Raw genomic sequence first — 23,710 nt, forward strand, 5'->3', positions numbered from 1 at the left:
CGTTCAGTTGAATAGACATCGTCCAGTCGGATAAGCAAGGCACCCGCCGCCGGGCGGGTGCCTTTGCTTTCATCGAAATGTCAGCGAGGCGGTGCCTTATTTATCGAGAAAACCAGTGATCACTTTGACGGTCGCGTCCGGGTTTTCCTCCATGATCCAGTGTCCGGAAGCGGGCACGATGCCGCCCGTGACATCGGTCGCAACAAGCCGCAGGAGATCGGCCTGCGTAGTGCCAGCGGATTTTTCACCGCCGACAGCCAGTACCGGCATGGTCAGTTTGCCGCCGGCGGCGAGCATCGCCTGGTTGTCGATCGCATCCTGGTCGAAGGCTTTGAACTGCTCGAAAGCATCATGCATCGCATGCGGACGGGCATAGAGCTTGGCGTAGTGCTTGCGCGTGGCCTCGTCGATCTTCTTGGGGTCAGCCGACAGTTCGTTGTAGAAGCGATCGAGATAGATGCGCTCGCGCCCTGCGACCAGCCGCTCCATATCCGGGCCGCGGAAGTTGAAGTGCCAAAGCAGTGGGCTTTGCTTGATCTTTTCCCAGTCGCCTATGCCGGGCAGCGGCGCGTCGATGATGACCCATTTGGTGATGCGCTTGGGATACTGAGCGGCGAGCGCATAGCCGACCATGTTGCCGATGTCGTGGGTGACGAGATCTGCCTTGTCGATCTTCAGGGCATCCAACACGCCGGCGATGTCGACGGCCTGGTTCTTCTTGGCGTAGCCCGCTTCCGGGTGGGCCGACAGACCCATGCCGCGCAGGTCCGGCACGATGACGGTGTGGTCCTTTGCGAGGGCGATGGCCGCGGCGCCCCACATGTCTCCGGTATCGGCAAAGCCGTGCAGCAGCACGACGGCGGGACCCTTGCCGCCGACGCGCACATAGAGTTTGGTGCCGTTGGTTTCGACGGACTGCGTCTTGAAACCCGGCGGAAAAGGAACGATGCGCGCCGTAGCGGGCAAGGTAACAAGAAGCACGCCCAACACGGCCAACACGATCTTGCGCATGTCATCATCCCCCAGAGACGTCGAAGGCCCCAAGCCTTCGTTGATGACTATCTCTAGCAGGCTTTTCAACCAGCGCATGCTGAAAGAATCACAGAGGGCGCAGCAATGCCGCGCCCTGCGTCAAATCCGCAAAATCGACCGGTTTTATCTGGCCGCCGCTTGCGCCTTCCTGGCTTCCTTCATGTTGGGTAGGAACACCGTCAGCAGGCCGAGCAGCGGCAGATACGAGCAGATCTGGAAGACGAAATCGATGCCCTTCATGTCGGCGACGACGCCGAGCACTGCGGCTGCAATGCCGCCCATGCCGAAGGCGAAGCCGAAGAAGATCCCGGCGATGGTGCCGACACGTCCCGGCACCAACTCCTGCGCAAACACGACGATGTTGGAGAAGGCCGAGGACAGGATCAGGCCGATCAGCACCGTCAGCACCATCGTCCATTCGAAATTGGCGTAGGGCAGCGCCAGCGTGAACGGCAGCACGCCGACGATCGAGAACCAGATCATCGCCTTCTGGCCGTAGCGGTCGCCGAACGGTCCGCCGAGCAGGATGCCCAGCGCCGAGGCGCCGAGGAACAGGAACAGCATGACCTGGCTCATCTGCACCGACACGCCGAACTTATGGATGGAATAGAAGGTGTAGTAGCTGGAGAGCGAGGCGATGTAGGCATTCTTGGTCAGCACCAGCAGCGTCAGGACGATGAGCGCACCCATCACTTTCTTGCGCGGGAAGGGCGAGACGAAGCTTGCCGCCTTGCGATTGCCCTGCGCGGCGCGCATCCGGCTGTACCAGCCGCCGACCCGCGACAAAACGATGATGCCGATCAGAGAACCGACGGCGAACCATGAAATGCTGGTCTGGCCGAAGGGCACGACGATGAAGGCAGCGAGCAGCGGCCCCATCGACTGGCCGAAATTGCCGCCGACCTGGAACAAAGATTGCGCCAGGCCAAAGCGGCCGCCGGAGGCAAAGCGGGCAATGCGCGAGGATTCCGGATGGAAGATCGCCGAGCCGATGCCGATCAGCGAGGCGCCGACCAGAAGCAGCGCATAGTGGCCGGCATAGGCAAGCACGATCAGGCCAATCAGCGAGGACGCCATTCCGTAGGGCAGCGAATAGGGCATTGGCCGCTTGTCGGTGATCATGCCGATGACCGGCTGCAGCAGCGACGCCGTGACCTGGAAGGTGAAGGTCAAAAGACCGATCTGCCAGAAATCGAGACCGTAGTTCTCTTTCAGCAGCGGATAGATCGCCGGCAGCAGCGATTGCATGATGTCGTTAATGCCGTGGCAAAAGCTCACCGCCAGAATGACGGTGAAGGCGGTCGCCTGGGCTGAAGGGAGGCTGGCGCTTGGCTGCGGTGCAATGCTGGTGGCTGTCGTATCGGTCAAGGCAGGCTCCGAGGTCTTTTTGGCGGGTGTTTGCCCGCGGGCAGGCTTGGCGGCCGCTCCCGCGGACCGCCTTAAGGACGCTCGTCTGAAGCGCTTGGGCGACGCCCCTGCGGAGCGCCTTGGGGATGGCTGCCTTATAAGCCGCTTGCGAGGCGACTTCTTTCGTGGTTTGGTCCAATAGTTTCGCAAGTGGGCCATAGCCGATGCCACATCGCAGGGATATCTTCCGCGCCGGCAATGCCGATCTCGGCCGATTGCACGAAAGCCGCTGGCAGTGGCTGGAGGAGGTTTCCGGGCCGGCGGTGGCTTTGCCGACCGAATATCCCGACGGCTACCACGTTCCGCAACACCGCCACAGCCGCTGCCAGTTGCTGCATGCGCTGGTCGGTGTCGTGCTGGTGACGACCAGGTACGGGCGCTGGATGGTGCCACCCGACCACGCAATGTGGATACCGGCCGGCACCGAGCATTCCGTCGAAATGCTGGGCGATGTCTCGATGCGCTCGGTCTATGTCATGCCGGGCGCGATCCCGGGCCTGCCGGAAGGTTTGCGCGTCGTCGCCATCACCGAGCTGATGCACAGCCTGATCGTCGAATCGGAAAAGCTGCCGCAAGGCGGCGAACTGGAAGGCCGCGGCGGGTTGATCATGAACCTCTTGCTGCACGAGATCCCGACCTTGCCGGAACGGCCGCTCGGCCTGCCGTTCCCGTCTGATCCCAGGCTGGCGGCGCTCTGCCGACGCTTCGTGGCGGCACCGTCGCCGCATGCCACGATCGACGAGTGGGCCGATGCCGCGGGGATGAGCCGGCGCTCCTTCACCCGTGCCTTCCACCGCCAGACCGGACTGTCCTTGTCGACATGGCGCCAGCAGGCCTGCCTGTTCGCGGCACTTCCCAGGCTCGCCGACGGCGAGCCGATCACCAGGGTGGCGCTCGACCTCGGTTATGACAGCGTGCCGGCATTCATAACCATGTTCAAGCGCATGCTCGGCGCCTCGCCGCGCGGCTATATGCGCGGCGCCCGCGACGAAGGCATGCGGCGGGCTCAGCCTCGGCTTGAGGCCCCGGCGCCGTAGCGCCAGGAAAAGCCCGCAGCACTTTGTCGTAGGCCCTAGTCCAGCTGAACGCCGCTGGCCTTGACGATCGGTTCCCATTTGGCGAGTTCGGCCTTCACATGCGCTCCAAGCTCTTCCGGGGTGGAGGCCACGATCGAGGCGCTGAACTGGGCCATGCGGGCGATCACATCAGGGTCTTTCAGGGCTTCAACTGCCGCCTTCTGAAGAACGGCGACGACCTCCGGCGGCGTGCCTGCGGGCGCGAACAGAGCGTTCCAGCTGTAGGTTTCATAGCCGGGAATGGTTTCGGCAATGGCCGGTATGTCGGGGAAGGAGGGAACGCGCTCCTTGGTGGTGACGCCAAGCGCTCTCAGCGTCCCGCTCTTGATATGGCCCGATGAAGAGGGGAGGTTGTCGAACATCATCGGCACCTGATTGCCGATAACGTCGTTCAAGGCCGGTCCGGCGCCCTTGTAGGGAATGTGCTGCATACTGACGCCGGCCATCGTCTTGAAAAGCTCGCCGGAGAGATGCAGCGGGGTGCCATTGCCTGATGAGGCGTAGGCATATTTGTCCGGGTCCTTCTTCAGCATCTCGATCAGTTCCTTGACGTCCTTGGCGGGGAATTCAGGGTTTACGACCAGGACGTTTGGCACCAGCACGAGCAACGATATCGGCGCAAAATCCTTCTCCGCGTCGTAGGGCTTTGTCTTCAGGATCAGCGGGTTGAGCGCGTGGGTTGCGACCGTGCCCATCAGGATCGTGTAGCCGTCCGGTTCGGCTCGGGCGACCTGGGCAGCGCCGATGCTGCCCCCGGCGCCGCCGACATTTTCGACGACAATCTGCTGGCCCAGCTTTTCGGATATCTTGTTGGCGACTAGGCGCGCGACCAGATCCGTCGAGCCACCGGCGGAAAAGGGGACAACCATGGTGATGGTCCGGTCCGGAAAATCGGCGGCCCAGGCCGCCGGTACTGAAAGGGTGGCTGCGATGGAAACCGCGAGCCCGAGCAAAGTCCTACGCCGCATCTGCTACTCCTCCGTTGATTGGAGGGGCAGTATGGCCATGGTGAACTCCTCGCACAATGCAACCATGGACTGACTGCCCGCCTCAGGAGATCGGGCTTGACACCGATGCTTCGGTTGGCGTGCGCGAGAACGCCTCACCCCTCAGTTCAATCAGCCTTGGTCCAGCTGAAAACAAGCCATTTGTATCGTGACGTCTCTTCAGGCTCGGCCGTGTAGGTCATCTGCATGTCGCCGCCCTCGGTGTAGATGTCAAGCCTGGGTGCCGTGTCCAGTTCGAGCCACACGGAATCGTTCTTGAACGACCATGTCCCGCACCAGACGCAAGGCCCCGATGCCGGGTCACCCGGTTGGTGAAAATTGTAGCGGCCGTCCGCCGTGATCTCCAGATAGTCGAAGGCGCCATAAAAGGCGGTCACAGTCTGCTGAAATTCGGTCGCAGCCGCTTCCTGGTCGGGCTTCGCCGGCTCTTTCAGATCACGCGGTGGCCGGATTGCGGACCCTGCGATGCTCCATTTGCCGATGAAATCCTTTTCGGTGGGAAGATATTCCGTTTGCGCCTGCGCGGTCGAAACCGGAGCGATTGTCGGCGCATAGGCCGCGCTGGCGATGCCGATTGCGAGAAGCATTCCTGCGATGCCTGCAGCCTTGATTCGATTGCGCATCAGCTGCGCTCCTTCCGCGACGGGTTTGGGCAGATTCCAAAAACGAGATCACCCCCCGAGCTAGGGCCCGTGGGCACGCTTTTGGGCAACATGGATCAATCGAACAGGCTCGACACGGACTCTTCGGTCGCTGTGCGCGAAATCGCCTCGCCCATCAGGTCGGCGATGGAGATGACGCGGATATTCGGGGCGTCGAGCACGCCTTGCGTCGGCTGGATGGAATCGGTGATCACCAGTTCCTGCAGCTTCGAGCCGCTGATCCGGGCGACCGCACCGCCCGACAGCACGCCGTGGGTGATATAGGCGGTGACGCTGGTAGCGCCGTTGGCGAGCAGCGCATCGGCGGCGTTGCACAGCGTGCCGCCGGAATCGACGATGTCGTCGATCAGCAGGCAATCCTTGCCGGCGACCGCGCCGATGATGTTCATCACTTCGGATTCACCGGGACGTTCGCGGCGCTTGTCGACGATGGCCAGTTGTGCGTCGAAGCGTTTGGCGAGCGCGCGGGCGCGCACCACGCCGCCGATGTCGGGCGAGACGACGACGACATTGGCAAGCTGTTTGTATTTTGCCTTCACGTCACGGGCCATCACCGGCACCGAGAACAGATTGTCGGTCGGAATGTCGAAAAAACCCTGGATCTGGCCGGCATGGAGGTCGAGCGTCAAGACGCGGTCGACGCCGGCGCGGGTGATCATGTTGGCGACCAGCTTCGCCGAGATCGGTGTGCGGCCCGAGGCCCGGCGATCCTGCCTGGCGTAACCGAAATATGGGATGACCGCGGTGATGCGCTTGGCCGAGGAGCGCATGAAGGCATCGATCATGATGAGCAGTTCCATCAGATGATCGTTGGTCGGGAACGAGGTCGACTGCAGGATGAAGACATCCTCGCCGCGCACGTTTTCCTGGATTTCGACGAAGATTTCCTGATCGGCGAAGCGTCTGACGCTGGCCTTGCCCAGCGGGACATTGAGATAGCGGGCGACCGCTTCGGCCAGCACCCGGTTGGAATTGCCCGCGAAAAGCTTCATGCACCGTTCCTGGCGAAGGATGGGGAGGTCCTCTTAATCGGGCTTGTAGCGAGCCGTGCCGGTATTGCAAGCCTCGTTGACGGGAATCCGCCGGCTAATCTCAAAAACGTCAACAGTGAACGGAAGCCGGTAACAGGCGGATCAGCCGGCGCTGCCGCCGAGCCAGGCCGCGAACTGGTCGATCGTCTGGTCGGCGATCGCCTGCATGGTAGCGGGTGCAACCGCGGGCCAGCCTTCGGCGGCATTGACCGAGGGCGCCTTCTGCTGGCCATTGATGCGGTGTAGCCGGTTGCCGGCGGGGTCATAGACGTCCCAGACATAGATAACGGTGGTGTCCTTGCCTTCCGTCATCGTCGAGAAGTAGCCCTTCAGCACATGGGTGGCGGCTTGGTCGGCGCTGCCGGCAAGGGTGATGCCGCGCTGCTTGGCGCGTGTCTGCAGTTCGGCCGTCAGCGGCGTTGCCGCTTCCACCGAGGCGCCGACGATCGGCGCGATCTGCAGCCGGGTCTTCGACAAAGCGGCGGCGCTCTGCGCGGGATTGGCGGGTGTCGTGGCGCCGACGGCCGGCGCTGGTGTGGCGGCGGGCGCGATGCCCGGGGCAGCCAAGGGCTGAGCCGGTTGGGCCGAGGCTGCCGGCGGCGTGATGGCGGACGGCTCAAGGACGTCCTTGGCATTGGTGCAAGCGGCCAGCACAAGCGCTGCGAGCAATGACACGGTCGTCACATGCGATCGTCTCATCTGCCCGAAAACTCCTTAGTCGCGAACGCCCCCGCGTGGACCAACCATTATGGATTCACTGTACGATCAAGTCGAGATCATGGCGTGAAAGCGGCTTCGGCTGGGATTCGGTGGTCAGGTAGGTGCGGCCAAGCGTCATCGCCGTCTCGGTTTCGGAGTCCATGATGATCATGTGCGCGAACAATGTCATGTTGGGCGCGATCGGCTCGGGATTGCCCTGGTAGAACATCGGCATGTCCATCCAGGACGGGGTGAAGCGGGCGCCGACGGAATAGCCGCAGGCATTCAACCGATGCTTGGTCAGGCTGTGCGCCTCCAGCGTGCGGGCATGCGCGTCGAAGACGTCGCCGAAGGTGTTGCCGGGCGTCATCGCCTTCTCGACCGCCAGAAGAGCCGCGCGGGCGGCGTCGAACAGCTCCTGATGACGCTTCGACGCCTTGCCGGTCAGCACGGTGCGCATCATCGGCGCGTGATAGTGATGGAACACGCCGGCCCATTCGAGCGTCAGCTGATCGTTCTTGGTCAGCTTGCGGCGCCCGGCCTTGTAGCGGCAGAGCAGCGCGTCGATGCCCGAGCCGATGATGAATTCATTGGCCGGATAGTCGCCGCCGCCGGCAAACACCGCGCCCTGCATGGCGGCAAGGACCAGCGCTTCGTCGCCGCCCTGCTTGATCAGCGGCAGGGCCGCTTCGAGCGCGTCGTCGGAAAGGTTGGCGGCCTTTTCGGCCTTGGCGATTTCAGCCGGGCTCTTGAACAGGCGCAGACGGCCGACAATACCGGAGGCGTCGGCGATCTGGCCGAAGGTCTGCAGCTGCTCGTCGACGCGGCGGCCATTGAAGGCGGTCAGGCCATGGGTGTCGTATTCGACGCCGATGCGAGCGCCGAGGAGATTGAGGTCGTTGAGCAGGTTGCGCAGGTCGACCGCCGGGTTGGCGCCGTCGCGGTCGGTCCACAGCACGATGTTGTCGATGATCGATGTGTGGCGCGCCTGGCGCAAATCGGCCGAGCGGGTGAGCAGCACCATAGAGCCGTCAGCCTTCATAACCAGGCACTGGAAGAAACAGAAGCCGAACGTGTCGTAGCCGGTTAGCCAGTACATGCTCTCCTGGGCGAAAAGCAGTACAGCATCGAGCTTCTTTTCCGTCATCTCGATCATCAACCGGTCACGCCGGGCGTCAAATTCCGACCGTTCGAAATGCAGCGCCATTATCCGTTCTCCAAAACAATTGCCGAAACCTGCCGACCGTAGTCCGGTTCCTTGCGATGCGTCGCGCGCCGGTAGGAAAAGAAGAGATCCTCCTCGGCATAGGTGCAGCGGCCAAGCCCCTGCGCGGTCACGCCAGCCTTCTTCAGCCGGTCGACCGTATAGAGGTTGAGATCGAACATTGCATGCGCCGGATTGGCCGAAGGCGCGAAATAGCCGATGTTTTCGGCATCGGCTTCGACGAAACGGGCGACGAATTCCGGCCCGACCTCGTAATTGTCGGGGCCGATCGAAGGACCGAGAACCGCAATGATGCGCTCACGGCGGGCGCCGAGGCTTTCCATCGCGGCAATGGTGTTTTCAAGCACACCGGTGAAAGCGCCCTTCCAGCCGGCGTGTGCAGCGCCAATGATGCGCGCTTGCGCATCGGCGAACAGCACCGGGCCGCAATCGGCCGTCGAGGCGCCGATGGCGATGCCCGGCCGGTCGGTGACGATGGCGTCGGCCTTGGGCCGCGGGCCGGGAAAGGGTTCCCTGGCAATAACGACATCGGGCGAGTGGACCTGATGCGCGGTCAGGAGATGGCTGGCCGGCACACCCATCCAGGCAGCGACGCGGCGGCGGTTCTCGGCGACCAGCATCTGATCGTCATCCGACCCGGTGCCGATGTTAAGTCCCTGATAGATGCCGCCGGAGACGCCGCCGATACGGGTGAAATAGCCATGGCGGATACCTCGCGGCTTGGCCGCTTCCAGCAGCGGCGAGCGAACAGGATCCGGTTTGGTCTGATTCAGCATGGATGGGTTTGTTGTCCGCGCCGGCGTTTTCGTCAAGGCGAAGTTCGGCCGAGTGATTGCGACAGTGCTGCTGCGTCGACTTTGCATTGGCCAAAAGCAGGCATGCGACCACAAGCGACATGGCGGGACGGCTTGTAACGATCTCTGAGGGTCAGACTGGCTGATGCGGCAGGATTTGCAGGATTTTGAACAGCGTGCCCATGCCGTCGGGTCCGGCCAGGCGCTCGACGGCATCGGCAATGGTTTGTCGTGCCTCTTGGCTTGCCTGGCTGCCCAACTGGCCAGCTCGCTCAAGCAATCCCATGCCAAGCAGAAAGTCGCCCTGCGTCGCCAATTCCACATCGAGGCCATGCGCCCGCACGACGGCGGCCAGTGCCGCGAAGTCGACATGGGCGGTGAGATCGGCTTCGCCGGGATTGGCCAGCACATCTTCTGGGGCGTGCCTGCGCACGGCCTGCAATGTGTCGCCGAAACCGGGCTGGAGGTGGCCGTAATCAGGGAACAGCCCGGCGCCGCCGTGGTCGGCTATGCGTTCGGCAATGGTCGCCATCAGTGCCGCGCGGGCCGGTGCTATTTCGAAAATAGAGCCTTGTGGCGCCTCGGTGGCGTCTTCCGGCAGCAGCGTCGCCTCGACCGAGCCAGCGCCGGCGAAGAAGCTCAACTCGTCTGAGACATCGAGGCCGATCACCCGTTCGCGCCAGCCGGCGCCGGCGCGGATGAACTGGCGGATCGGCACGGCATCGAACAATTCGTTGCCGACGATCAGCAATGGCGCCTGCGGTAGCGTGGCGATGGTTTCGTGCCAGCCGAGCTCAACCGAACTTTCGGCAAGCGTCTGCTTCTGGATTTCGGTTAGCCGCGGGCTGGTCTCGACCAGAGCGAAGGACGCTCCGGCGGCGATAGCCGGATCGAGCCGCGTCAGGGTGCGAAGCATGTCCTTCATCAGCGTGCCGCGGCCAGGCCCGATCTCCGCGATGGTGACCGGCAGCGATCGGCCGATCGCCAGCCAGGCCTGATAGAGCCAGACGGCGACGAGTTCGCCGAACATCTGGCTGATCTCGGGTGCGGTGACGAAGTCGCCGGCGGCGCCGAACGGCTCGCGCGTGGTGTAGTAGCCGTCGCTGGGATCGAAAAGGCAGAGCGCCATGTACTCGTTGACGGGGAGGGGCCCGAGCGCGCCGATCAGGTCGACGATGCGGGTCTTCAGCCGTGTCATGCCGGCTGTGGTTGCGGCGCCGGTTTGGCGGTGGCCATCGCCCAGATGCCGGCCAGCACCATCGGCAGCGACAGCACCATGCCCATGGTGAGCCAGCCGCCGAGGAGGTAGCCGAGCTGCTGGTCGGGCTCGCGGAAGAACTCGACGAAGATGCGTGACAGGCCGTAGCCGCAAATGAAGGCGCCGCCGACAAAGCGCGACGTCTTCAGCTTCAGCCGCGAATGGGTGAGGAAGCGCAGGACCAGGAACAGCACCGCGCCCTCGAGCAGCGCTTCGTAGAGCTGGCTCGGATGGCGAGGCTCCAGGCCCGCGACACAACCCGCCACGGTCTGCTGGAGACGCTCGTTGCAGAAGACGACGCCCCACGACACGTCGGTCACGCGACCCCAGAGTTCGGCATTGACGAAGTTCGCGATGCGGACGAGGCCGAGCCCGACCGGCACGCCGGCTGCCACCACGTCGAACAGCGTCCAGGTGCGGATGCCGCGCTTGAGGGAAAACAGCGTCATGGCGAGGATGACGCCAAGCAGGCCGCCATGGAACGACATGCCGCCCTGCCAGACGGCGAAGATGTCGAGCGGGTGGTCGATATAGCGCTTTAAATCGTAGAAAAGCACATAGCCGGTGCGTCCGCCGAGCACGACGCCGACGGCGGCCCAGACGATGAAATCGTCGAGGTCGATCGGCTTCATCGGCAAGACGCCATCAGGCCACAGCCTTGTGTTGGTGACGAGCCGCTTGGCGTACCACCAGGCGAACAGGATGCCGACGATATAGCCGATGCCGTACCAGTGCACAGCCAGCGGGCCGATCTGAACCAGGATCGGGTCGATGTTGGGGAAGGACAGCGACGCCATCGGCAGCGGGAAATAGTCGTTCAACAGGATCTCCTGGGAGGGCTCGCGTTAGGGCGCGGACCATGCGGCAGGGTTTTGGCTGGGTCAAGGCAAGGTGACGACAGCCTGATCGTCAGAGATAATGGGCTCAACCCTGCGGCTTGCCGGCGACCAATTGCCTGAGCGCATCGTTGATCCTGTCTTGCCAGCCGGGGCCATCTTCCTGGAAATGGTCGAGCACGGCGCGATCGATCCTGATCGAGACAAGCTCGCGAACGTTTGGTGCGGCGGAGGGTTCGCGAATGGGAGGCGCGGGTTTCTTGACCGGCTTGAAGGCCGCTTCAGCGGCTTCCATCGGATTGGTCGGTCGGCGCGGGGGCGTTGCCATTGGTTGATCCTGAATGAGAGTGACTCTTGCCTGAGCAAGTCGTGAGGAAAACTAGGCCGCTGGTCTGCGAAGACCAGTAACTTCACTTGGTTCTCTCTGCCATTGCCCTGTATTTGGCTTCAAGCCTGTCCAGCACCTCGTCGCCAGGCTTGACCCGGCCCGCATCGGCATCCGAAATGCCCTTTGCGAGTGCTGCATCGAGTGCTGCAAAGCGCTTCTCCAAGTCCGCACTGTCCGTCACGGCAACCGTCGTTCCAAGAATCCATTTGCGATAATAGCAATCTGTCGGCCGGACCGTGAGCCAAATCGCGTCCGACATGAAGCCGCACCAGCTTCAACGTTCTTGCATTCCGCAGGCAGTGCCACTACGTCAATTCGAGCAAGCGAGGATTTGCCATGTCAACCGGACCGAACCGCATTCTCGATGAATTCGCCAAGCTGATGACCGATGCTGCGGGTGCCGCACAAGGCGTGCGCCGCGAGGTGGAGACTGCCTTCAAGGGGCAGGCCGAGCGCATCCTCAACACCATGGATGTGGTGCAGCGCGAGGAGTTCGAGGCTGCCCGCGACATGGCTGCCAAGGCCCGCGAAGAAAACACCAGGCTGGCCGCCCGCATCGACGCGCTCGAGGCCAGGCTTGCCGAATTGACCGGACAGGCCGCACCTGCGGCTGCGGCAAAGCCCAAAGCAAAAAAATAAAATTTAAACTTTTCCACAAAGCACAATCCGAAAAAGTGCTTTGCCGTGAATCGTTTACCGGCAATGCATGAATCTTTGTGACAGCGCCTTTCCACATGCTGATGACGCAGTGCGAAAAATTAGGCTGTTCACGCGACTCCCGATCAATAGACTGAATTTGTTGCATGATTCGGAGCAGGGTCATGCGGCCGGGCGGTGGGGTCCGGTCCGGGGTCTTTGTGTCGTGAAGTCCTGGCCGTCCGAGTTCAAGACAAATTGTTCGTCGTGTGTGCCCCGCGGAGCGTGTGGCGCTCCCCTGAACACAGGAAGCATTCCATGGAACTTCTCGAACTCGAATTCTCCCGCGAAATCCATCCGGTGGATGTCATCGAGCAGGTCGCCCATAACAATGACTGGTCCTTCGAACGGGCCGGCGATGACGAAATCTCGATCTCGGTTGCCGGCAGCTGGACCGACTATCACGTCTCCTTCTCATGGATGGAGGATTTCGAGGCGCTGCATCTGGCCTGTGCTTTCGACATCAAGGTGCCGGAAGCCCGCGCGCTGGAAGTGATGCGGCTGTTGTCGCTGATCAACGAGCAGATGCTGTTTGGCCATTTCGATCTCTGGGAGCAGGAGGGCGCGATCATGTTTCGCCAGTCGCTGCTGCTTGCCGGCGGGGTCGAACCGTCGAGCCAGCAGGTCGAGGTGCTTTTGTCGTCGGCGCTTGAAGCCTGCGAATGCTATTTCCAGGCCTTCCAGTTCGTTGTCTGGTCGGGAACCTCGGCCAAGGATGCGCTGGCCGGTGTCCTGTTCGAGACCTATGGCAACGCTTGAGCTTCCATGAGTTCGAGCAGCGCGCGCAAGCCCGAGATCAGCTTTGCCGATTTTGATCGTGTCGACATCCGTGCCGGCACGATCGTCGAGGCCGAGCCTTTCCCCGAGGCGCGCAAACCCGCCTTCAAGCTGAAGATCGATTTCGGCCCTGAGATCGGCGTGAAGAAATCCTCGGCACAGATCACGAAATACTATGCGCCGGAAACGCTGGTGGGACGGCAGGTGTTTGCGGTGGTGAATTTCCCGCCGCGCCAGATCGGTCCGTTCATGTCCGAAGTGCTCACGCTCGGCTTCCCTGATGAGGAAGGCGCCGTGGTCCTTGGCGCCATCGAGCGCAAGGTGCCGGACGGCGGCAGGTTGTTTTAGGAAGATTGCGTCAGGCGGCCAGCTTGCGCCTTGTGCTCAGCGCCTCTTCGACCGTGTCCATGAACATTTCGGCGCAGGCTTTCCAACTGTAGCGCATGGCGCGTTCGCGCGCCTCGGCGCGGTCGACATTGAGCGCGGCGAGCGAGGCCTCGCGCAGATCGGTCGACACCGCGCCGCCGATGCCGTCGCCGACAATGTCGATCGGTCCGGTGACCGGATAGGCGGCCACCGGCGTGCCGCTGGCCAGCGCCTCGATGATGACGTTGCCGAACGTGTCGGTGCGGCTGGGGAAGACGAAAACATCAGCCGAGGCGTAGATCTCGGCCAGCTCATCGTTCGGGCGATGGCCGAGGAAATGCGCCTGCGGGTACTTCGCCCTGAGCCTGGCCAGTTCCGGTCCTTCGCCGACGATCACCTTGCTGCCGGGCAAGTCGAGATCGAGGAAGGCGCTCAGGTTCTTCTCGATGGCGACGCGGCCGACGCACAGGAATACCGGGCCAGGGAAGCCGAGGTCCTTCTTCTTGTCGGGGCGGAAGTGATCGGTGTCGACGCCCCGCGTCCACGGCCTGAGCTTGGTGAAGCCTCGCGACGCAAGGTCCTCCGCCAGCGACTGGGTGGCGACCAGCGTGCCTTGTCCGGAATTGTGGAAATCACGCAGCCAGCGATAGGCCCAGCTCTCCGGCACCGGCAGGCGGGCGCTGAGATATTCGGGAAAGCGGGTGTGATAGCTGGTGGTGAAGGGACGGCCGGCATTGCGGCAATAGCGCCGCGCCATGATGCCGAGCGGGCCTTCGGTGACGATATGGATATGGTCGGCCTTGCGAGCCTCGATCAGCCGCGCGACATGGCCGGGCGTGGTCAGCGCCAGCCTGATGTCGGGGTAGGTCGGCAACGGCAAGGTGCGAAAGATGTTCGGGGTCAGGAAGTCGACCGCAACGTCGAAGGTTTTCAGCGTTTCGGTGAGCCGCTCCAGCGTGTGGACGACGCCGTTGACTTGCGGCCGCCAGGCGTCGGTGACCATCAGGATGCGCATGGCGGTCCTTTGCTCGGGTCGACGGTTGCCTTGATGCGATAGCGGTACGGCCCGGCTGCCCTCGCTTCGCTCCACCGCACCCGGGCAGGCACGAGGTCGAAGTAAGGCGGCTGAGCCGAATCAACTGAGGTCGCGCGCTTCATGCGCGCTCTTGACCATGGTTTCATGACGCGCGGATGAAGGTGGTTTTTGGCCGAGCCCGACTTCCAGATCATGCTTTGGTCAGGCGGGCACTTTGATCACCGCCCGCAGGCCGCCGAGCGGGCTGTCTTCCAGCATGATGTCGCCGCCATGGCTGCGGGCAATATCGCGGGCGATAGAGAGACCAAGGCCGGTGCCGCTGGCGTCGAGGTTGCGCGCCTCGTCGAGCCGCACGAACGGTTTGAACACGTCCTCGCGCTTTTCCGGCGGGATGCCCGGACCGTCATCGTCGATGGTGACGACGAGTGAGCCGCGGCCGTGATCGGCGCTGATCTCCACCGTCTTGGCATAGCGCAAGGCATTGCCGGCGACATTGGACAACAGCCGGGCGAAAGCGTGCGGGCGCACATGCACGTCCGGATCACCGGCAAGCACGGTCGATAGCTTGCGCTTGTGCAGCGACGCCTCCTCGCCGAGCTTTTGGAAATAGGCCTCGAGATCGAAATGGCCGGCATCTTCCGACGCTTCGCCGCGGGCAAAAGCGATATAGCCTTCCAGCATCGACTGCATGTCGTCGATGTCCTGGTTGAGCGCGGCCTTGGTCTCGGGCTTGCCGCCGGCCAGCGCCAGCTGCAGCTTGAAGCGGGTGAGGATGGTTCTGAGATCGTGGCTGACGCCGGTCAGCATGGCGGTGCGCTGTTCCAGCTGGCGTTCGATGCGCTCGCGCATCTGGATGAAGGCAAAGCCGGCCCGGCGAACCTCCTCGGCGCCGCGTGGGCGGAAATCGCGCGGCATCGGCCGGCCCTTGCCGAAGCTTTCGGCGGCCTCGGCCAGAGACAGGATCGGCCGGATCTGGTTGCGAAGGAAGGGGATGGCAATCGTCAGCAGCACCAGTGACGTCCCGACCATCCAGATCAGGAAGATGTGGGTGTTGGAGGCATAGGCCTGGCTGCGGCGCACGAAGACGCGCAGCACCTTGCCCTCGAGCTGGATGCGGACCTCGACGATGTTGGAATTGCCGACCGTGTCGATCCAGAACGGGCGGTTGATCTGGCGGGTGATCTCGGTGGAAAGGACGTCGTCAAGGATCGAGAAGAAGGGCTTGGGTCCAGGCGCCGGCAACGGGTCGGGCGGCAAGAGGTCGACCTTCAACTGCATGCGGTCCTGGGCGATGCGGATGATGTTCGCGTAGTCGCCATCGTGCGGATAGGTCTCGATCATGTCGATGATCGCGGCGATGTCGCGCACGGTGGCCTGCGACAGGCGCTGCGTCACGGTTGCCCAGTGGCGTTCCATGAAGTCGAAGGCGACGACCGACTGCAGAAGGATCATCGGCGCGATGACGATGATCAGCGAGCGGGCATAAAGCCGCTTGGGCATATAGAACGCAACCAGCCGCCAGAACCGCTTCCAGGCACGCGGCATTGCTTTCAGCGCGCGTGATACGCGCGCGCCAAAGCCGCCCTGTTCCGGCCGTTCCAGTTGCGTGGTCGCCATTTGTCCTTTCGCTGGGTCAATGGCCGCTGGTCGATGCCGCTGGTCGATGGCCACACATCTATGGCCAAGGGCGGCCGTCAGCGGCATTCTATTCCACGCTGAGCCGATACCCAATACCGCGCACCGTCTGCAGCCAGACCGGATTGGACGGATCGCGCTCGATCTTGCGGCGCAGGCGGTTGATCTGGACGTCGATGGTGCGCTCGCCGACTTCCGAATCGTCGCCGACAAGCTCGTGACGCGGGATCGTTTCGCCGGCCCGCGCGGCAAAGATCGCCAAGATCTCCTGCTCGCGGTCGGTCAGCTTCAGCGCCTCGCCGCCCCGCTTCAGCTCGCGCCTGGCGATCTGGAAGGTGTAGGGGCCGAAGACCAGCTGCTCGACCTTGGGCGTCGTCGCCGGGCCGCCGCGGCGCAGAATGTTATTGATGCGCAGGATCAGTTCGCGCGGGTCGAAGGGCTTGGGCAGATAGTCGTCGGCGCCGGCCTCGAGCCCAGTGATGCGGCTGTCGGTTTCCGATAGCGCGGTGAGCATCAGGATCGGTACGTTCTTCTCCGCCCGCAGCGCCTTGGTGAGGTCGACGCCGGTCTCTCCGGGCATCATGACGTCGAGGACAAGGAGGTCGAAGTCGAGTCCTGCAAGCTTTCGCCTGGCCTCGCCGGCATTTCCGGCGACTGTGACGCGAAAACCATTTTCGGTCAGATACTGCTTGAGCAAATTGCGAATGCGGGTGTCGTCGTCGACCACAAGCAGATGCGGCGCGTCATCGTCCGGCGCCGTCGGCTGGTCCACCCTCTCAATGGTCTCCATGGCTTTTCCCTGACATGTTTGCAGGCACAATGTCGATCTGCGCCCTTAGTTCCGGATTGACCATGGCTTCCAGGAATCGTTCGATCAAGGGACGCTCGCTGGCTCCGGAATCTTCCAATGCAGCACGGATGCGGCGTGACTGTGGCCGCGCCAGGGCCAGCGCCAGGGCGCGCCCCTTGGCTGTCGGATAGAGCTCCCGCTGGCGGCGGTCGCGCGGACCCTGCAATTGCACGATATGGTCGGTGTCGATCAACTGCTTGAGCACCCGCGCCAGGCTCTGCTTGGTGATCTTGAGCACGTCGAGCAGTTCAGCGACCGTCAGTCCCGGCCGGCGGTTGACGAAATGCAGCACCCGGTGATGGGCGCGGCCAAAGCCGTAATCGGCCAGGATCTGGTCCGGATCGGAAGTGAAATCGCGATACGCAAAGAAGAACAGTTCGATGATGGCGAAGTCGATGCCGTCCTCGTCGGTGATCGGCGTCTTGATCGGTTTTCCGGCAGCTGGGCTTCGATCCGTCATCATTTCTCCGTCCATAGAGGGAAATTATGTCAGTACTATTGACGTAATTTCCCCGCAATGGTAATTTTTGACAAGCTTTTCGGCTGAATGCGAACGAAAAGGCAAGGGAGTGCGGTTTTTCCGGAACTTCCTGAGTTTGCCAGAGTTCGATTCTCCGCTTACGCTTCAAGGGCCGCCCGACGCGGCTGTCGCGCAACAAGAACAACACTAATGATGTGCGGGTCGCCGCCCGCGGGAGGTTTCCATGGCATCCGTTCCCTTCGACCAACTGGACGGCTTCATCTGGATCAACGGCGAGTTCGTCAAATGGGCCGATGCCAAGATCCACGTGCTGACCCACGGCCTGCACTATGCCAGCGCCGTCTTCGAGGGCGAGCGCGCCTATGGCGGCGCCATCTTCAAGCTCAACGAGCACACCGAGCGTCTGCATGAATCGGCGCGCCTGCTCGGCTTCAATATTCCCTATTCCGTGGCCGAGCTCAATGACGCCTCGACCACGCTTCTGAAGAAGCAGGGTTTCCAGGACGCCTATGTCAGGCCGATCGCCTGGCGCGGCAGCGAACAGATGGGGGTGTCGGCGCAGAACAGCCGCATCAACTGCGCCATCGCCATCTGGCAATGGCCGAGCTATTTCGACCCGGCGCAGAAGCTCAAGGGCATCCGTCTCGATCTGGCGGAATGGCGCCGGCCCGATCCGCGCACCGCGCCGTCGAAGTCGAAAGCCGCCGGCCTCTACATGATCTGCACCATGTCCAAGCATGCCGCCGAGGCCAAGGGCTATGCCGATGCCATGATGCTCGACTGGCGCGGCCAGGTCGCCGAAGCAACGGGCGCCAACATCTTCTTCGTCAAGGATGGCAAGATCCACACGCCGAAGCCCGATTGCTTCCTCGACGGCATCACCCGCCGCACCGTCATCGGCCTCGCCAAGGACCGCGGCCTTGAAGTCGTCGAGCGCGCCATCATGCCTGAGGAACTCGAAGGCTTCGAACAGTGCTTCCTCACCGGAACGGCAGCGGAAGTGACGCCGGTCTCCGAGATCGGTCCGTACCGATTCGAGGTCGGCGAGATCGCCAAGACTTTGATGAACGACTATTCTGCTGCGGTGCAACCTAAGCATGCGATAGCCGCAGAATAACGAAAGTCACAGCTTTTTTCGCAAGCAGGGGCGGTTTTGAGGCCGGCCCCTTTATTTCAGCATCTGTGCATTTGACTTTCGTACAATTCAGCGTCTCATGATGGTGTCGGCCCGGGAGGCTGGCAGCTATGGAGGGACTAGGTACATGGATACGAATACGCTCATTGCGCTCGTTGTACAGGTAATTGCAGGTGTTGTCGGTGGTCAGGCGGTCGGCGTTGCGCTGAAGAATGCGGCGATGGGCCAGTTGACCAAAATCCTCGGCGGCGCGGTTGGCGGCGTTGGCGGGGCGGCGATCCTCGGCAGCCTGCTCGGCGGCACGGCCGACCCGGCAGCGGCTGCAACGGCAGCGGGCGGATTGGGCGATACGCTGAACCTCAAAAACCTGCTCGGCGGCGCCGGCGGCGGCGCCATCCTGACCGGCATCATCGGTGCGGTCATGGGCGCGATGAAGAAGTAAGCCTCTAGATCATTCACCGTTTCACGGCGAATGATCTAGTTTGTTGTTTTACCCAATTCCGGACGGAAAACCGCTTTACACTTTTCCTGGAATTGCTCGAGACTCAGGCTTCGTCAAATGGGCGGCCGTTGGGCCGCCCATTTCTGTTTTGGGACGGACTGTTTGCCTTTCAGCAGTGGACGGCCTTCGCCCGCGCCTCTACATCACGCTGGAACAGCGAAAGGACAATCATGGGTCAGCTCAATGCCGGCATCGTGCCGGTCACGCCTTTCCAGCAGAACTGCACCATCCTGTTCGACATGGATGACAAGCATGGCGTCGTCGTCGATCCGGGCGGCGACATCGACAAGGTGCTGGCGGTGCTGAAGGACAATGCGATCACCGCCGCTGCGATCTGGATCACCCATGGCCACATCGATCACGCCGGCGGCGCCATGGAGCTGAAGGAAGCACTCGGCATCGAGATCATCGGCCCGCACGAAGCCGACAAGCTATTGCTCGACAATCTCGAGAACCAGGGCCAGCGCTACGGCATTGCCGGGGCGCGCAACTGCGTGCCCGACCGGTTTCTCGCAGAGGGCGAGACGGTTTCGTTCGGCTCACATATGTTCGAGGTGCTGCACTGCCCCGGCCATGCGCCCGGCCATGTCGTATACTACAATCGCGCGGCGAAGTTCGCTCATGTCGGCGACGTGCTGTTTCGCGGCTCGGTCGGGCGCACCGACCTGCCGGGCGGCGACCATGCGGCGCTGATCGCCTCGATTAAGAACAAGCTTTTGCCGCTCGGTGACGAGATCGGCTTCATCTGCGGCCACGGCCCGGGTGGCCGCTTTGGCGAGGAGAGGCGGACCAATCCCTTCCTGACTTAGCGATGTCTTTCTGCCAAAAAAAAGCGCTGGCCTTGCGGTCAGCGCTTTTTGTGGAAGCTCAATTCGCGACGCAGAAATGCTGCTCACCGTCATTGCCGGTGAACGTGCCGCTGCGGGCATTGAAGCTCCGGTAGCGGTCCGAGCAGTATTCGTACCAGTCGCGGGTCCACGGCTCGGCATAGCGGTCGGCATAGACGACCCGCGGTTCGGCATAGTAACGGCGCACCGGCGCCGGCCGCACTTCGCGGTAGTCGTAATCGTCATCATAGCTGCTGTAGCGCGGCTGCGGGTTGCTCAGCGCACCGGCGATCAGAGCGCCGGCCGCAAGGCCGACGACACCGGCCGCAAGCGCGTCGCCATTATGATGACGACCATGGCCATGATGCCAGCGGTTCCAGTCCTTGGCATTGGCGGCAGGCAAGGTGGCGAGGGTGGTCGCGGCGAGAGCGGCGCCCAGGATGGCGGTCTTGAAAATGCGATTCATTTTGGTCTCCTTCGTGCCGGCCCGGATAGTTTTCGGGGATGCGGTCCAGCCTAGGGGACGATTAATAGAAGACCGTGGCTGAACGGGGGCTGAACGGAATTGGCTGATACGATCCAGTTCTTGCGGCAAAACCAAGCGCGTACGCAAGGCGCTCCGCCTCGTCAATCTCCGTCCGGACTGTCTTGAGCCGGCTTAGCCGACCGACAGGTTGACGGCCTTCGGACCCTTGCCGCGCTTGTCCGGCTCGGTGTCGAATGTCACTTTCTGTCCATCCTCCAGACCGGAAAGACCCGAAGCCTGCACGGCCGAAATATGAACGAAGACATCCTTCTGCCCGTCGTCGGGTGTAATGAAGCCGAAGCCTTTGGCATGATTGAAGAATTTGACGGTGCCGGTCTGCGGCATGGGAAGCTCCCTTTGATCCCATAAAGTCCAGTTTCGGGCCGGCAAATGCCCGAAGGGAAATTTGTCCTTTATTTTAGCGCTATCGGCAAGAGAAAGTTTTGGCCAGGGCGGCAACGCTGAAGGCTGGTCAAATAGATTGTTGCACCGAAGGCAATTCGCGCCAGACGATTGCTCCGGCGATCAGCCACGCCATGGACCGGTAGAGCGTCCTTTGCCTGCGGCGACGGCGGACATGAAAAAGGCGCGACCAGAAACGTCGCGCCTTCGAAACTCTGGACGGCTGACAAAGCCGGTTCAAACACGCTTGAGGTGCTTTTTCGAGCGCCCTGACGGGCGCGCGGGCACCGCCGGTTCAGGCCGCGCGGAGGTTGACCGCCTTCGGACCCTTGCCCATGCGGTCGGGTTCAACGTCGAAGGTGACCTTCTGGCCGTCGACGAGGGTACGCAGGCCCGAGGCCTCGATCGCGGAAATGTGGACGAACACATCCTTGGCGCCGCCGTCGGGCGTGATGAAGCCGAAGCCTTTGGTCGCGTTGAAGAATTTAACGGTGCCGGTCTGGGCCATTGGGGAAACTCCTTCACCCGTGTCAGTCTTATGGTTTGCCCGCCGCCTGGCATCGTGGGCAAGTCCCGGTGGTTGCTTCGGCAGTCCTGCATTTGCGCATGGTAAAACCCCCCGCCGAAAACGGGGCCGTCAGAGATTCACAGTATCGGGGAAAGGTCGTCCAAAACGTTCCGCTCTCCGGGTCGCAAATGCCCGAACACAAAATTTATCGCACGGAAACGTGATAGTTGCAAGATAGCGCCGCGGGCCGCGTCCATCGACGCATCCCAACGAAGGCGCTTCGATAAACCTGGGTTCTTAAGAGTTCATCAGCCAGAGCCCGGCCACGCATGGTCCAGCGGTCTGGTCCAGGGCCAAACCAATGCGCGGGCCGGGCATCGCATGGCTCCCGCGCCGCAAACGGGGGTTGCATTTGGCAAGGCAATGGCGAGGATCGACAGGCGCGTTTTGCGCCGGGGACGGGGGTCTCGAGGGAGGCATATTCATGAGATTTCTTGCGACGATCTTCTCGCGCCAGGGTTTTACTATTCTCTTCCTGTCGGGTCTTCTTGCGGCCTGCACCGTCGTCGTCGATGACGGGCCGGGACCACGTCCGCGCCCGCCACGGCCGGAACCGGAATTCTGCACCAGGCAATACGAGCCGGTCTGCGCGCGGCGCGGCGGTGACCGCCAGACCTTCGCCAATGCCTGCCTTGCCGAACGGGAAGGCTACCGCATCGTTCGCGACGGCCCTTGCCGCGACGGCGGCGGTGGTGGCGGTGGTGGCGAAGAGCCGACATTCTGCACGCGCGAATACGCCCCGGTCTGCGCCCGCCGCCATGGCGAGCTGCGCACCTTTCCCAACGCCTGCGAGGCCCGTGCCGCCGACTACCGCGTCGTCGAGGACGGCCCCTGCTGATTTTTCCTTCTCCCCTGTCGGGTGAGTCCGCCGGAGGCGAATTCACCGTCCCACTGACACGATAAAAAAGGCGGCGAATGCCGGGACCCTGCGAAGCAGCGGGGACCGGGCGGGTGGACCGGACCACCCTTGGTCCTTCGCAGGCTCAGGGCGTTCGAAACTCGAAAAGCCAACAATTGGCTTTTCGTCTGCTGCGCGGACCGCTTCTCACCTCCAAGGGAAGAAGGATACCTTGTCGAGCGTGGCTTCGTCGACGTCGCGCGAGCGGCTCGACGAAGAACGTCAAGCAAGCCTCCGTTGCAGAGTTTTGCGCGAGATCGTCAGTCCATTGCTGGCAGGTACGCCAGGCGCGTCCCTGCCTTGTCAGCCCTTCGACTTCGGCTTCAGGCTGCTCTCGGCTTGCTTGACCGAGGAACCGAACGGGGAGGCGGCCTTGGCCACCACCTTGTCTTTCTTGGGCTTGCGAGTTTCGCGATTGCTGCGCTGCTGACCCTTGGCCATCTGTCTGCTCCTTCGTACGTGCTGGGTGGGTGCGGTGTCAGACGGCCGGGCTGTCGGGGACAGCCGGGGCGTCCGCCACTTCGAGGTTGTCTTCCGTGGTGACCCGCTCATAGGTCTCCTGCTCGCTGCGGATGCGATATTGCGGCGAGCCATCCTTGACCGGCAATCTGCTCTTGATCTGAAACAGCTCGGCGGTCTTCTGGGCGAGCCCGCTGCGGCTCTTCATGCGCACGGTCTGGCCGACGGCGAAGAGGTGCGAGGGCGTGTCGGTGCGCGGACGCGCATTCTGCTGGAAGCGGATCATGCTGCGTTCTCCTGGTCGCGCCTCAGCGCTGTTTCGAGTTCGAGGTAGTCGATGGCGACAAGCTGGCTGGTGGCCGGGTTCTTCACCGCCCTTGCCGGCAAATGGATGAAGGTGGCGACGCGACGCCAGGCAAGCCGCGACATGCCCTCGATCAGCTCTTCGTCGTGATCGATGTCATAGTCGCCGGCCGGCAGTTGCCCTTCCAGCCCGCTAAGCACGAAGGGTGCCGCGAAATGGGCGATGGAACGGGTGGTGCGATCCGGCATTGGCTTGGCTCTGGTTCGTCGATGCTTTCCGGCATCAACCGGGAACTCAACCATCGGCGATTGGAATGAGTTTGGCGGGTCGAGTATCTCCGACGCCGCTATATGCCAAGCTTGACCCAAAAAACGATCTCAGATCAATAATCCGAAATTGTTGGCTATTCAAGCTGATTTCCGCCACGGCTCGACCGGTATAAAAAATTTCTCGTATAAACCCCTAATAAATCTGCTATCGTGGAACAATATCAGCCAATTTCTTATTTAGAGCGCATCGGAATAATTATTCCGGTGCCCCTAAGATTATTTTTTACGAAAGGCAAAAATATATGAGATTCATGAAAACGCCGGATCGTCCGACCGCAACAATCGAGCCAATCGTCCTCTTCCCCAAGGCAATGTCAGTGCGCCTGACGATAAGAAGCGACGAAGCGGCACGGCGCAAGATTGCCGACACCGACGGCACGCAACGGCGGGAGCGCCGGCTCGCCGAGAGCAACCGGCTGATTTGAACGCTACATTTTCCTGGAATTCCTCTAGAGTTTCGAAGAGGTCCGCGCCCTTGGCGAGCCCACTCTTCCCTTGAACCTG

At 62.3% G+C, this 23,710-nt stretch carries 31 protein-coding genes; 9 read left to right on the plus strand and 22 right to left on the minus strand.

Annotation, left to right across the window (positions count from 1 at the left end; all coding sequences use genetic code 11):
- Positions 1–96 precede the first annotated feature (96 nt).
- Together NLY42_RS14685 and NLY42_RS14690 are read right to left on the minus strand one after the other, a co-directional pair.
- Positions 97–1,011, minus strand: coding sequence for an alpha/beta fold hydrolase (locus NLY42_RS14685; RefSeq protein WP_023754571.1), 915 nt, complete (start codon positions 1,009–1,011; stop codon positions 97–99).
- A 144-nt stretch (positions 1,012–1,155) separates the two neighbouring features.
- Positions 1,156–2,400 carry an MFS transporter gene (locus NLY42_RS14690; protein WP_023733351.1) on the minus strand — a complete coding sequence of 415 codons (1,245 nt, stop codon included), beginning with the start codon at positions 2,398–2,400 and terminating at the stop codon, positions 1,156–1,158.
- Positions 2,401–2,603: 203 nt separating this feature from the next.
- On the opposite strand from NLY42_RS14690, the gene NLY42_RS14695 reads away from it, so the two are divergent.
- Complete coding sequence (locus NLY42_RS14695; RefSeq protein ID WP_023754570.1) at positions 2,604–3,476, plus strand: AraC family transcriptional regulator; 873 nt, start codon at positions 2,604–2,606, stop codon at positions 3,474–3,476.
- A gap of 35 nt (positions 3,477–3,511) precedes the next feature.
- On the opposite strand, the gene NLY42_RS14700 is transcribed toward NLY42_RS14695, so the two are convergent.
- The 10 genes from NLY42_RS14700 to NLY42_RS14745 all read right to left on the minus strand — a co-directional run bounded on the left by NLY42_RS14700 (position 3,512) and on the right by NLY42_RS14745 (position 11,596).
- Positions 3,512–4,483, minus strand: coding sequence for a Bug family tripartite tricarboxylate transporter substrate binding protein (locus NLY42_RS14700; protein WP_023754569.1), 972 nt, complete (start codon positions 4,481–4,483; stop codon positions 3,512–3,514).
- Positions 4,484–4,629: 146 nt separating this feature from the next.
- Positions 4,630–5,145 carry a hypothetical protein gene (locus NLY42_RS14705; protein WP_023670049.1) on the minus strand — a complete coding sequence of 172 codons (516 nt, stop codon included), beginning with the start codon at positions 5,143–5,145 and terminating at the stop codon, positions 4,630–4,632.
- A gap of 95 nt (positions 5,146–5,240) precedes the next feature.
- Positions 5,241–6,176, minus strand: a complete 936-nt coding sequence (locus NLY42_RS14710) for a ribose-phosphate pyrophosphokinase (protein WP_023686119.1) — start codon at positions 6,174–6,176, stop codon at positions 5,241–5,243.
- Between the two features lie 141 nt (positions 6,177–6,317).
- Positions 6,318–6,914: a hypothetical protein gene (locus NLY42_RS14715; protein WP_023686118.1), complete on the minus strand. Its 597-nt coding sequence runs from the start codon at positions 6,912–6,914 to the stop codon at positions 6,318–6,320.
- Between the two features lie 55 nt (positions 6,915–6,969).
- The gene (locus tag NLY42_RS14720) at positions 6,970–8,121 is read right to left on the minus strand and encodes a M24 family metallopeptidase (protein WP_023754568.1); all 1,152 of its coding nucleotides are present in this window, start codon (positions 8,119–8,121) and stop codon (positions 6,970–6,972) included.
- Positions 8,121–8,915: a peptidoglycan editing factor PgeF gene (pgeF, locus tag NLY42_RS14725; RefSeq protein ID WP_023695793.1), complete on the minus strand. Its 795-nt coding sequence runs from the start codon at positions 8,913–8,915 to the stop codon at positions 8,121–8,123. Before pgeF ends, NLY42_RS14720 begins: the two co-directional genes overlap by 1 nt.
- A 151-nt stretch (positions 8,916–9,066) precedes the next feature.
- The gene (locus NLY42_RS14730; protein ID WP_031244353.1) at positions 9,067–10,131 is read right to left on the minus strand and encodes a class I SAM-dependent methyltransferase; all 1,065 of its coding nucleotides are present in this window, start codon (positions 10,129–10,131) and stop codon (positions 9,067–9,069) included.
- Positions 10,128–11,012 carry a prolipoprotein diacylglyceryl transferase gene (gene lgt / locus NLY42_RS14735; protein ID WP_023713942.1) on the minus strand — a complete coding sequence of 295 codons (885 nt, stop codon included), beginning with the start codon at positions 11,010–11,012 and terminating at the stop codon, positions 10,128–10,130. The genes NLY42_RS14730 and lgt overlap by 4 nt, the downstream gene beginning before the upstream one ends.
- A 103-nt stretch (positions 11,013–11,115) precedes the next feature.
- Positions 11,116–11,355 (minus strand): BrnA antitoxin family protein, encoded by a 240-nt coding sequence (locus NLY42_RS14740; protein ID WP_023683720.1) that lies wholly within the window; start codon positions 11,353–11,355, stop codon positions 11,116–11,118.
- 82 nt (positions 11,356–11,437) lie between these two features.
- Positions 11,438–11,596: a hypothetical protein gene (locus tag NLY42_RS14745; RefSeq protein WP_245259839.1), complete on the minus strand. Its 159-nt coding sequence runs from the start codon at positions 11,594–11,596 to the stop codon at positions 11,438–11,440.
- Positions 11,597–11,751: 155 nt separating this feature from the next.
- Between NLY42_RS14745 and NLY42_RS14750 the strand changes: the two genes are divergently transcribed.
- The 3 genes from NLY42_RS14750 to NLY42_RS14760 all read left to right on the plus strand — a co-directional run bounded on the left by NLY42_RS14750 (position 11,752) and on the right by NLY42_RS14760 (position 13,236).
- Positions 11,752–12,054 (plus strand): accessory factor UbiK family protein, encoded by a 303-nt coding sequence (locus tag NLY42_RS14750; RefSeq protein WP_023711152.1) that lies wholly within the window; start codon positions 11,752–11,754, stop codon positions 12,052–12,054.
- A 315-nt stretch (positions 12,055–12,369) separates the two neighbouring features.
- On the plus strand, positions 12,370–12,870 hold the full coding sequence (locus NLY42_RS14755) for a type III secretion system chaperone family protein (protein ID WP_006202532.1): 501 nt from the start codon (positions 12,370–12,372) through the stop codon (positions 12,868–12,870).
- 6 nt (positions 12,871–12,876) lie between these two features.
- Positions 12,877–13,236 carry a tRNA-binding protein gene (locus tag NLY42_RS14760; protein WP_023672028.1) on the plus strand — a complete coding sequence of 120 codons (360 nt, stop codon included), beginning with the start codon at positions 12,877–12,879 and terminating at the stop codon, positions 13,234–13,236.
- A gap of 10 nt (positions 13,237–13,246) precedes the next feature.
- Here NLY42_RS14760 and NLY42_RS14765 read toward each other — a convergent pair whose 3' ends face one another.
- From NLY42_RS14765 to NLY42_RS14780, 4 genes are all read right to left on the minus strand, one after another.
- Positions 13,247–14,269 (minus strand): glycosyltransferase family 4 protein, encoded by a 1,023-nt coding sequence (locus tag NLY42_RS14765; RefSeq protein WP_023683722.1) that lies wholly within the window; start codon positions 14,267–14,269, stop codon positions 13,247–13,249.
- A 222-nt stretch (positions 14,270–14,491) separates the two neighbouring features.
- Positions 14,492–15,907: an ATP-binding protein gene (locus NLY42_RS14770; protein ID WP_023672026.1), complete on the minus strand. Its 1,416-nt coding sequence runs from the start codon at positions 15,905–15,907 to the stop codon at positions 14,492–14,494.
- A gap of 88 nt (positions 15,908–15,995) precedes the next feature.
- Positions 15,996–16,715, minus strand: a complete 720-nt coding sequence (locus tag NLY42_RS14775) for a response regulator (protein ID WP_023672025.1) — start codon at positions 16,713–16,715, stop codon at positions 15,996–15,998.
- Positions 16,702–17,235 carry a MarR family winged helix-turn-helix transcriptional regulator gene (locus tag NLY42_RS14780; protein ID WP_023683723.1) on the minus strand — a complete coding sequence of 178 codons (534 nt, stop codon included), beginning with the start codon at positions 17,233–17,235 and terminating at the stop codon, positions 16,702–16,704. Before NLY42_RS14780 ends, NLY42_RS14775 begins: the two co-directional genes overlap by 14 nt.
- A gap of 244 nt (positions 17,236–17,479) precedes the next feature.
- Between NLY42_RS14780 and NLY42_RS14785 the strand changes: the two genes are divergently transcribed.
- The 3 genes from NLY42_RS14785 to NLY42_RS14795 all read left to right on the plus strand — a co-directional run bounded on the left by NLY42_RS14785 (position 17,480) and on the right by NLY42_RS14795 (position 19,702).
- A complete protein-coding gene (locus tag NLY42_RS14785) occupies positions 17,480–18,373 on the plus strand; it encodes a branched-chain amino acid aminotransferase (RefSeq protein WP_023672023.1) in 894 nt (297 codons plus the stop codon).
- A gap of 145 nt (positions 18,374–18,518) precedes the next feature.
- Positions 18,519–18,833, plus strand: coding sequence for a hypothetical protein (locus NLY42_RS14790; RefSeq protein WP_023672022.1), 315 nt, complete (start codon positions 18,519–18,521; stop codon positions 18,831–18,833).
- Positions 18,834–19,063: 230 nt separating this feature from the next.
- Positions 19,064–19,702 carry an MBL fold metallo-hydrolase gene (locus NLY42_RS14795; RefSeq protein ID WP_023695789.1) on the plus strand — a complete coding sequence of 213 codons (639 nt, stop codon included), beginning with the start codon at positions 19,064–19,066 and terminating at the stop codon, positions 19,700–19,702.
- A 58-nt stretch (positions 19,703–19,760) separates the two neighbouring features.
- On the opposite strand, the gene NLY42_RS14800 is transcribed toward NLY42_RS14795, so the two are convergent.
- The 3 genes from NLY42_RS14800 to NLY42_RS14810 form a co-directional block, all read right to left on the minus strand.
- Complete coding sequence (locus NLY42_RS14800) at positions 19,761–20,186, minus strand: BA14K family protein (protein WP_023672020.1); 426 nt, start codon at positions 20,184–20,186, stop codon at positions 19,761–19,763.
- Between the two features lie 192 nt (positions 20,187–20,378).
- Positions 20,379–20,591 carry a cold-shock protein gene (locus NLY42_RS14805; protein WP_023672019.1) on the minus strand — a complete coding sequence of 71 codons (213 nt, stop codon included), beginning with the start codon at positions 20,589–20,591 and terminating at the stop codon, positions 20,379–20,381.
- A gap of 352 nt (positions 20,592–20,943) precedes the next feature.
- Entirely contained in the window at positions 20,944–21,156 is a 213-nt protein-coding gene (locus tag NLY42_RS14810; RefSeq protein ID WP_006202520.1) for a cold-shock protein, read from the minus strand.
- Between the two features lie 484 nt (positions 21,157–21,640).
- On the opposite strand from NLY42_RS14810, the gene NLY42_RS14815 reads away from it, so the two are divergent.
- Positions 21,641–22,054, plus strand: a complete 414-nt coding sequence (locus tag NLY42_RS14815; RefSeq protein ID WP_023672018.1) for a Kazal-type serine protease inhibitor domain-containing protein — start codon at positions 21,641–21,643, stop codon at positions 22,052–22,054.
- A 363-nt stretch (positions 22,055–22,417) separates the two neighbouring features.
- On the opposite strand, the gene NLY42_RS14820 is transcribed toward NLY42_RS14815, so the two are convergent.
- Genes NLY42_RS14820 through NLY42_RS14830 form a run of 3 tightly spaced genes read right to left on the minus strand, consistent with a single transcriptional unit; the run spans position 22,418 to position 23,125 of the window.
- Entirely contained in the window at positions 22,418–22,555 is a 138-nt protein-coding gene (locus tag NLY42_RS14820; RefSeq protein ID WP_023683725.1) for a hypothetical protein, read from the minus strand.
- Positions 22,556–22,592: 37 nt separating this feature from the next.
- Complete coding sequence (locus tag NLY42_RS14825; protein WP_023683726.1) at positions 22,593–22,859, minus strand: hypothetical protein; 267 nt, start codon at positions 22,857–22,859, stop codon at positions 22,593–22,595.
- A complete protein-coding gene (locus tag NLY42_RS14830) occupies positions 22,856–23,125 on the minus strand; it encodes a hypothetical protein (protein WP_023701590.1) in 270 nt (89 codons plus the stop codon). Before NLY42_RS14830 ends, NLY42_RS14825 begins: the two co-directional genes overlap by 4 nt.
- Positions 23,126–23,448: 323 nt before the next feature.
- Between NLY42_RS14830 and NLY42_RS14835 the strand changes: the two genes are divergently transcribed.
- Positions 23,449–23,631, plus strand: coding sequence for a hypothetical protein (locus tag NLY42_RS14835; protein WP_023705895.1), 183 nt, complete (start codon positions 23,449–23,451; stop codon positions 23,629–23,631).
- Positions 23,632–23,710 lie beyond the last annotated feature (79 nt).

The sequence above is a fragment of the Mesorhizobium sp. C372A genome (assembly GCF_030323245.1).
Lineage (GTDB): Bacteria > Pseudomonadota > Alphaproteobacteria > Rhizobiales > Rhizobiaceae > Mesorhizobium.